Genomic DNA, 8,592 nt, shown 5'->3' on the forward strand with positions numbered 1-8,592 from the left:
TTGTCGGTTGATGTTACCCACTCACAAAAGCGTTCCCAGACGTTGGCGCTTTCGCGCTGCTGTAAGGTTGTTGTCATGGTTTTATGATTGCTGTATTTGGTTGTCAATGTTCGGATGATGTTTATATTATTACGCCTATCGTTAAGGTTTGTAAAGGGGTTTGGCGACAGTTAAACTGATGAGGGTTATTAGGAAAGCTGATGAAAGGAGAGAGATGGCGCATCGCCCCGCGCGAAAATAGACGACAGCGTGCACAGGCGGCGCACCTCAACCCTAACGAACGGGAGCTATGGGAGGTGGAGAAGGTAGAGGAACAGGAGCGAGGACAGGTGGAGAGGCAGGGATGCGAGGAGGTGGAGAAATCCTGAACTGCTGGAGTTGCTGCTGGGTGAGCGATCGCAAAATTCTCAGTCCGAGAGTGTCTCTGGAGATGCTTAAAGCGTAGGATGGCTCCAAATACGGGCGGAAATTTGATTTGTTGTTCAAATAGCTTTCCATGAACGCTAGGCTGAGTCCGCTGAGGTAGCGGCGGGCTAAAGCTGGTTCGGGTCCGATGACCTGTGCTGGTGGCAGAAAAAGGCTTTGAGGGGATTCCTCGATCGTTGAGAAGTGAGTCCCATTGTTCATTAGTACGAGATATTTGTTGGGCGATGTCAGCCATGTGAACGGTTGAATTTGTTCGAGGAAAGCGGGGGCGACGGTATCGGCGCTGCCTGCGATTACCATGACTGGGATTTGGATTTTGCTGAGGTTTGTTTCTCCGAGAATGCTGCTGACGATCGGGTTAACGGCGATCGCAGCTTTGATGCGCGGGTCGCCAAAATTGTACTGGTTGCGCTCTAGGCCGCGGGCGCGGCACTGCAACAGTAGGGAGAGGTTCCAAGTATCGTTTTCGAGTCCGCAATCTTTGTCTAGCTGTGCAAAATTAATCCCTGCCCCGGCTAATGCTAAAGCTGTATAGCCACCGAAAGACTGGCCGATGACGCCGACTCGCTGCAAGTCGAGCTGCCTTTGGTAAGCCGGATCGGTTGTAGAAAGTTTGGTTAAATAATCGAGCAGGTCTTTGATGTCGAGGGGGCGGTTGATAAATTCTGCTGGTTCTGCTACTTCAGTGGCTCTGCCTGTTACTAAGTTTTGGATTTGTTGGGCGTTGCTGCCGGGGTGTTCGGGGACGGCGACGGCAAAGCCGTAGGAGGCTAGGTGTTTGGCTAAATACTCGAAGGAAAGGCGATCGGAACCTAAACCGTGCGAAATTACTACTACTGGGGCCGGTTGCTGGCTGCCCTGCGGCAGGTAAATGTCCATATCAAAGGTGCGGTCGCGATTTGGACTCGTCAGAGTTACCGATGATTTTTTCCAAGTATACGGGCCCGGTAGCTGGGGCTGCAGCATTTCGGCGGGCGGTATGGTGGGTTCTAAAGCTGCTTGTGCTTCGGACAACTGGGCGACTCCGGCGATCGTCTGATTGGAACGGTTGATCAGCGATGTCAGCTCGTTGGCGATACCCAAGCCGCGAGCGATGTCAATCCTGATGCCATAAGTGGGGAATTTCCGCAGCACGTTGAGTATGGTCAGGCCTTCTGGATCTGATGCTGCTAAAATCAGGGCGGCTCGGATGGCATAAAATCCGGGCTGCCGAGCTTTGGTTTGAATTACTCGGCCCAAGCGTTTCAGCAGCACTTCTCCTTGAGGTGTGTAGAGAAATTGGGCGATCGTCACGTGGCTGATTTCAGCTCTCGCTTGCAGGGCGCTGCGAATCTCAGCTAGCTGAGATTCTTTGACGTACTGAGCGAAGCCGTCCAAGTTTGAGTCTATTTTGCCTTCTTTGGCGAAAAGTGCCAGGGATTCAATGGGAACTGATTCTTCTAGCGGCCCGTAAGTTACGTAAATTCGCTCGGCACCCATTGCCGGTGCGGCGGTGCAAACAGCAGTGAATGCACACAATCCTAGGTATTTTTGGGCGATCGACCGCCGAGTGCGAAGGGCAGCAGTGGAGAGGCTCGAAAACAGACAGTTCATAACTTTCACACCTAGGACTTCTAATAATTAGTCGGTGAAACGATGTAAATTGTTTCGTCAAAATTTAATATCCCAAAATCGATCTGTTGCTTCGGATACTTCAGAAATTAGGTTATCTTGGGAAGCATAGCCAAAAAAGCAATTTTCTGATTTGACAAGACTAGCTGAAATTTAAAATTCAACGCCGAGGGGTCAAACCTACTGGAATACCCATTGATTATTTTTTCAGCTATGCAAGATATTTTCGATCAAGTTTGTAACTACAGCCTGAGTGGGAGAATTTATGATGTTCAATGCAACTGCTATCCTGATTGACGCTTTTGTGCAAGAGTTGCAGGCCGGCTACCGTCGCACCTACGGCAAGTACAAGCCTGACTACCCTGAAATTATCGCCTGGGCAGGGACTATGGCTCTGGAAAATATCGCTAATTGCGATGCTCTGTACCACAATGTGGAACACACAATGCTCGTGGCTTTGGTGGGACAAGAGATTCTCCGGGGCAAGCATATTCGCGAAGGGGGAGTGTCGCCGGAAGATTGGCTGCACTACCTGATTTCGCTGCTGTGCCACGATATCGGCTACGTCAAAGGTGTTTGCCGCCAAGACCAAGAAGCTGTGGGACTATATGCTACTGGTATTGACGGGGGCATGGTTTCTGTGCCGATCGGGGCAACTTCAGCCAGTTTAACTCCTTATCATGTCGATCGAGGAAAACTCGTAATTGACGAACGCTTCGGCGGCCACACATTAATTGATGCCGAACAAATCAAGCGCAATATTGAATTGACGCGCTTCCCAGTTCCTGCTAGCGAAACTCATCAAGACAGAAACAATTATTCTGGACTCGCTAGAGCCGCCGATTTGATCGGTCAGTTGAGCGATCCAAATTACCTGCGAAAAATAAGTGCCTTGTTCTACGAATTTGAGGAAGTCGGCACTAATAAAATCTTGGGCTACAAATCTCCGGGAGATTTGCGGCAAAATTACGCCAAGTTTTATTGGAATGGAGTTTTTCCCTACATTCCAGCAGCTTTGAACTACTTGGAATTGACCCAGGGAGGCAAACAGATTATTGCCAACCTCTACGCCAATGTATTTCAGGTAGAACACGCTGAACCGCTCGCTTTCACCAAGCCAAACGCTCAAGAATTCACCAAATATCGCGCCAATAGCAACTTGAACGGCGAAAAAGATGGTGAGAATCTTCAACCTTCCATGTCCGGGGAAAACAAGAAATTTACCGAGTTTCCAGACTTAAATTTGTGATGAGTTACGCGCTGAATTCTACAGCTATAAAGGCGAATCAGTGGATTTTAAAATTGAGAATTCGGCGTGACTGGTTGGGCGAAATGTTCGGCCTTGAATCAGTCGAAGGATTTGAAAATTACTCCATAAATGAATTGGGGAGGTTGAACAAGAGTCGAAAATTTTGACCGACGGGTAACTCCTGTCGGAAAGTAAGTATCCGTTTTTGGGCAGGGTGACAATTAGGATAAGTTTTGATTTTCTAGTTGCTATATCTTGGTTTTTAGCTCAAATTGACATTGCTCATCTCACATCTAAAATCGGTCTGGCAGCAGAGAGGTTGCTCGATCCTTTTTTTTGAGCTAAAATGGAAAGTTATAATCAAAAATTTAACATCGAAAATCGAAAACCTTAAATCGATATGGCAGCAGAGATTCAGCAGCAAATTCAACAGTTGAGGCAGCAGCTACAGGAAGCTAGCTATGCTTATTATGTTCTCGATGCGCCGGTTATGCCAGATGATGTGTACGATCGACTTTATCGCCAGTTGCAAGAATTAGAATCAGATTATCCTGAATTAATTACTGCGGAAAGTCCGACTCAGCGCGTGGGAGAACAGCCTGCTACTCAATTTTTTAGCGTCAAGCACAATATTCCTCTCTACAGTTTGGAAAATGCTTTTAATTTTGAAGAATTTGCTAAATGGCAGGAACGCTGGCAAAGGGTAGCAGGGGAGAATCAGCAATTAAATGCTGAATATGTTTGCGAATTGAAAATTGACGGTTCTGCTTTAGCGTTAACCTATGAAAATGGAATTTTAGTTCGCGGTGCGACGCGGGGAGACGGCATTGCCGGAGAGGAAATTACTCAAAATGTCAAGACTATTCGCTCGATTCCTTTAAAGCTCAATTTAGATAATCCGCCGCCTGTTGTGGAAGTGCGGGGAGAGGCTTTTTTGTCTTTAGCTGTGTTTGAGGAAATTAATCGGGAACGGGCAAAAGCAGGGGAACAATTGTTTGCTAATCCTCGCAATGCTGCGGCGGGTACGCTGCGACAGTTGGATTCTAAAATTGTGGATAAGCGAAGGTTGGATTTCTTTGCTTATACTCTGCATTTAGATCGGGGTGACGAGGGTAACACGCAGTGGGATTCGTTGGAATTGTTGCGACGAATGGGGTTTAAGGTGAATCCCAATCGCAAAATTTGCTATTCTTTGGATGAGGTTCGGGAGTATTACGAATATTGGGATACTGAACGGCGGAATTTGCCTTACATGACTGATGGGGTTGTTGTTAAGATAAATTCGGTTTTGCTGCAAAAACAACTTGGTTTTACTCAGAGGTTTCCGCGTTGGGCGATCGCCCTGAAGTATCCCGCTGCCGAAGTGCCTACAATAGTAGAAGCTGTCACTGTCCAAGTAGGGAGAACCGGGGCTCTGACTCCTGTAGCAGAACTCAAACCGGTGCAGTTGGCGGGGACGACGGTTTCGCGGGCTTCTCTCCATAATAGCGATCGACTTTCCGACCTAAATCTCCATATTGGCGATACTGTAATTGTCAGAAAAGCTGGGGAAATTATACCAGAAGTTGTGCGAGTTTTGCCGGAACTTCGCCCCCAAAATGCTCAACTTTTCCAAATGCCTAGTTGCTGTCCCGAATGCGAACAGCCTGTGGTTCGGGAAAAGGGGGAGGCAGTTACTCGCTGCATCAATACATCTTGTCCAGCGATTTTGAGGGGTTCGCTGATTCATTTTTGCAGCCGGGATGCTCTGGATATTAACGGTGTTGGAGAAAAGTTGGTGCAGCAGATGGTTGATAGCAATCTGGTGCATTCTGCGGCGGATTTGTACGATTTGACAGCGGAAAGATTGATGAGTTTGGAACGCATGGGTAAGAAGTTAGCAGAAAAGTTGGTAAGTGCGATCGCCCAATCGAAAAATCAACCTTATTCGCGGGTACTTTACGGCTTGGGCATCCGCCACGTCGGCAGCGTGAATGCTCAATTGCTGACAGAAAGGTTTGCAAATGTAGAAGAGTTAGCAGGGGTATCGGCGGCATCCATTGAGGGTGTTTACGGCATCGGGCCGGAGATTGCTCAAGCTGTTTATCAGTGGTTTCGAGTTCCGGCAAATCAAAGTTTAATTGCACGGTTGAAAACTGCGGGCTTGCAATTGCAGTCAGAAGTGAAAAATCCCGATTTAGCCAGCACAAATTTACAACTTGCAGGCAAAAGCTTTGTGCTTACCGGAACTTTGCCCACTCTGAAACGAGATGAAGCTAAAGATTTGATTCAAAAAGCAGGAGGTAAAGTCACAACTTCTGTGAGTGCTAAAACTGATTATGTGGTTGTGGGAGAAGATGCGGGATCTAAGTTGGAAAAGGCTCAATCTTTGGGGATCAAACTACTTTCGGAACCTGAGTTATTGGAACTGCTATCAACACCATAAATAATTGGTGAAAGTCAATATATCTCTCTTTGCTCTTTCTCTGCGCCCTCTGCGCCCTCTGCGGTTCAAAAAAAAGCTGATTCACTTGGGCCGTTTTCAAAGGGCGTCGGCAACAATTTTAGTCTCCTAGATGCAAAATATCCGATCGCGAATTGGGCAATACCTCAAAAGGCATAGAAATCGCGATCGCACTTGGTGAATATACATACTTCCCCGGCGGTACTGCCCGAATCTGTTGTCGGTACAGGCTAGTTTTGCTAAAATTTGATAAAGTTTGCAATAGCGATGGCAACTGCCAGCTTAGCCAAATCCCAGCAATCATAGGAGATACATTATGTCGGAAATTCCAGCAGAACAAACACAAACAAACTTGCCAACTCCAGAAACAACTACCGAAAGCTCAATTTCTGGGGTGGAAAACTTGAAAAACAGTGTGGGAAATGTCCTAAATAGTTGGAAGTTGAAAGCAGGATTAGCCGTTGCTGTACTTTTGGGAGTTTTGCTATTTGCTTTCTACTGGCAGCATATGATTGCAGTCGTAGGTATGAAGAGTTGGTCGGCGCGATCGGGAGCTAACCCGATCGAATGTATGGTAAGAGATACTAATAACGACGAGTATGTCAGTTGCAGCGCCCTCCTCGATCAGCAGATTGTTCCTCTTGAGTGCAGTTCGAGTTTGTTCAATATCGGCTGTCGAGTCAATTACGGAACTGCCGCACCAAATCCGAGACAAATCAACCCTAGATAGACTATCTGCGGGTTAGAGATGATTGTTGAAGGAACAGATTTGCTACTGAAAATATGGGACTTACAAAAAAACTCCCACAGTGAAAATACTCCAGCAATAAAGATCAGAAAACTCTTGTTTTTCTTGTTGTAAATTAGCAGGTAAGCTGACTTACCTGCTATTGCCATTAGGTAATCTGTGATAGATGATGTCCGGCAGTATATTGGCGATCCAAAGGTTTTTGATGATATTACTTTGGTGGTGATGAAGCAGAAATAGAGTTCAAAATCCCCTGGGTCGGCGGTTGAAATTGCGGCAGCCACGGGCGAACCGCCCCAACCACCCCAAGCGGGCATTGCCGCTACTGTAGAAACTTTCGTCCCTAAGAAGCGGAGACAGAAAGATAAAAATGGCAGCTTACCAAGGGCTTCCGATCATTGTGAAACTACTCCAATAATAAGGATGAGAAAAATTTTGGTTTGCTTGTTGTAAATTAGCAGGTAAATTTAACTGGCCGCCTGTTGTTACTAACTGTCCGTTTTCCAGCCTCACTTTACCGGACATTATTGCTTGTTGAGCCAGTTGCAAAGCTTCTGCTTTAGTTGTGGTTCCTCGCAACTGATGGTAAAATTCGCTCATCAGCGCCAAGGTGCCTCCATCGTCAACATACCACAAACTCCCTAAAGCAGATTTCGCGCCGGATTTTACTGCTAAACCTCCAAAACCTAACTCTGCTTCCCGATCGCCCACAGCAGTTCTACAAGCACTTAATACTAACAAGTCTACCTGCGGATTGCGCCAATTTAAACTCTCCATGCGATCGAGCTGCAATTTGGAATTCCACAGTTGAATGTAGGAATTGCTTGCTTTTCCCGGTTTGAATTCAGCGTGAGTTGCTAGGTGAACGATCCGAAATCCTCCCTTGGTGTGTTCCGACGTGAGATTATCTAAAGTGAAAGCAGAATTGAGGAAAGATGGACTTTGCCACTGAGCCGAAATCGCCTGCAGTTCGATCGGCACATTGGGCAAGGGCTGTTGGTCAACAAATTCTGACCTTCCCATTGCTAGCACTGTGGCGTCTCTAACAGCTTTATAATCGGTATTAGTCGAGCTAAAACTCGGAATTAGGCTAAAACTGTATTTTTCCATCAAGAAGCCTTTACCGTCGTGCAAAGCCGCAAAGGGCAGGCTTCGCAATCCGGGATCGACTGACAGTAATAAAGTGTGAATTCCTAAGTTTTGTAAGTCTTTTTCTAGAGGTGCGATCGCCCATTTATATAGTTGCTGGGCGGCGGCTAGATAACTGGTACTATCGCGTTTTGCGGGATTGGTGATTTCAGCGCGCAACTCCTGGACGGTGGGGAAAAGAGCTGCTCTGTTGGCTTCGGGGACGCTGTAATGAATCGGCCACCCGGCAGGAGGAACTAAAATTATTTCTAGTCGATCTTCTCGTGAGACCATGTAGATAATACCAGACCGCTTGCCGGTTTGCTGTTCGATATTTTGTAAAGTTTGTTGGGATGTCGAAATCAAGGTTTTTTCCTCTAGGATGTTGGCTTCTACCCCCAGGTATTCTGCAAATTCTTGATTTCTCATTTCTTCGATTCCCCAAACTGTTTTCTGTATGTCGTTACCTTCAAAAAGTCGATCGGGAGGCGGAACATATCCCAGAACTAAATTAGAAGTAGGGTTAACTGTTAGTGCTTGTTGGGATGCTGGTGAAGATGCTACGATGCCCGCGGGTAATTGACTGGTGATACTTGGATCGATGGTTAAAACTCGATGATCGGCAGTAGCAACACCGAGATTGTCTAGCGATCGAATTTCGGGGCGTTTAAACTCTTGTACATCGGAGGTTGACGGTGCGGGTGCGGGTGTAGCTGCGGGTGCGGGCGATGTTGGTGTGAGGACAGCTACGGGCACTTGTATTTCCGTAGGATCGATGGGAGTGGGAGTGACACTCGGAGTCGGAGTTGGAGTGACACTTGGAGTGGGAGTTGGAGTGACAACTGGAGTGGGAGTGACACTTGGAGTGGGAGTGGGAGTGACAACTGGAGTCGGAGTTGGAGTTACTACCGGAGTGGGAGTGACAACTGGAGTCGGAGTTGGAGTTACTACCGGAGTGGGAGTGACAACTGGAGTCGGAGTTGGAGT

Annotated in this window: 6 protein-coding genes; 3 read left to right on the forward strand and 3 right to left on the reverse strand. The window is 47.1% G+C overall.

The annotated features are described in order from the left end of the window. Positions 1-273: 273 nt before the first annotated feature. The gene (locus QUA83_RS25995; protein WP_333296836.1) at positions 274-2,019 is read right to left on the reverse strand and encodes an alpha/beta hydrolase; all 1,746 of its coding nucleotides are present in this window, start codon (positions 2,017-2,019) and stop codon (positions 274-276) included. Positions 2,020-2,305: 286 nt separating this feature from the next. Between QUA83_RS25995 and QUA83_RS26000 the strand changes: the two genes are divergently transcribed. Next, positions 2,306-3,286: an Npun_R2479 family HD domain-containing metalloprotein gene (locus QUA83_RS26000; protein ID WP_333296837.1), complete on the forward strand. Its 981-nt coding sequence runs from the start codon at positions 2,306-2,308 to the stop codon at positions 3,284-3,286. Between the two features lie 400 nt (positions 3,287-3,686). Next, positions 3,687-5,711 (forward strand): NAD-dependent DNA ligase LigA, encoded by a 2,025-nt coding sequence (gene ligA / locus QUA83_RS26005; protein ID WP_333296823.1) that lies wholly within the window; start codon positions 3,687-3,689, stop codon positions 5,709-5,711. Positions 5,712-5,829: 118 nt separating this feature from the next. On the opposite strand, the gene QUA83_RS26010 is transcribed toward ligA, so the two are convergent. Next, positions 5,830-6,033, reverse strand: a complete 204-nt coding sequence (locus tag QUA83_RS26010; protein ID WP_333296824.1) for a hypothetical protein — start codon at positions 6,031-6,033, stop codon at positions 5,830-5,832. A 12-nt stretch (positions 6,034-6,045) separates the two neighbouring features. Between QUA83_RS26010 and QUA83_RS26015 the strand changes: the two genes are divergently transcribed. After that, the gene (locus tag QUA83_RS26015; RefSeq protein WP_333296825.1) at positions 6,046-6,459 is read left to right on the forward strand and encodes a hypothetical protein; all 414 of its coding nucleotides are present in this window, start codon (positions 6,046-6,048) and stop codon (positions 6,457-6,459) included. Between the two features lie 396 nt (positions 6,460-6,855). Here the strand turns inward: QUA83_RS26015 and QUA83_RS26020 are convergent. Further along, positions 6,856-8,592 (reverse strand): CHAT domain-containing protein (locus QUA83_RS26020; protein WP_333296826.1); only part of this gene is annotated, 1,737 nt, incomplete at its 5' end.

The sequence above is a fragment of the Microcoleus sp. K1-B1 genome (genome assembly GCF_036704705.1).
GTDB lineage: Bacteria > Cyanobacteriota > Cyanobacteriia > Cyanobacteriales > Microcoleaceae > Microcoleus.

Excerpts from the sequence above, each read along its gene's own strand:
- QUA83_RS25995 (WP_333296836.1), bottom strand. The coding sequence starts at position 2,019 with ATGAACTGTCTGTTTTCGAGCCTCTCCACTGCTGCCCTTCGCACTCGG.
- QUA83_RS26015 (WP_333296825.1), top strand. The coding sequence starts at position 6,046 with ATGTCGGAAATTCCAGCAGAACAAACACAAACAAACTTGCCAACTCCA.
- ligA (WP_333296823.1), top strand. The coding sequence starts at position 3,687 with ATGGCAGCAGAGATTCAGCAGCAAATTCAACAGTTGAGGCAGCAGCTA.
- QUA83_RS26010 (WP_333296824.1), bottom strand. The coding sequence starts at position 6,033 with ATGATTGCTGGGATTTGGCTAAGCTGGCAGTTGCCATCGCTATTGCAA.
- QUA83_RS26000 (WP_333296837.1), top strand. The coding sequence starts at position 2,306 with ATGTTCAATGCAACTGCTATCCTGATTGACGCTTTTGTGCAAGAGTTG.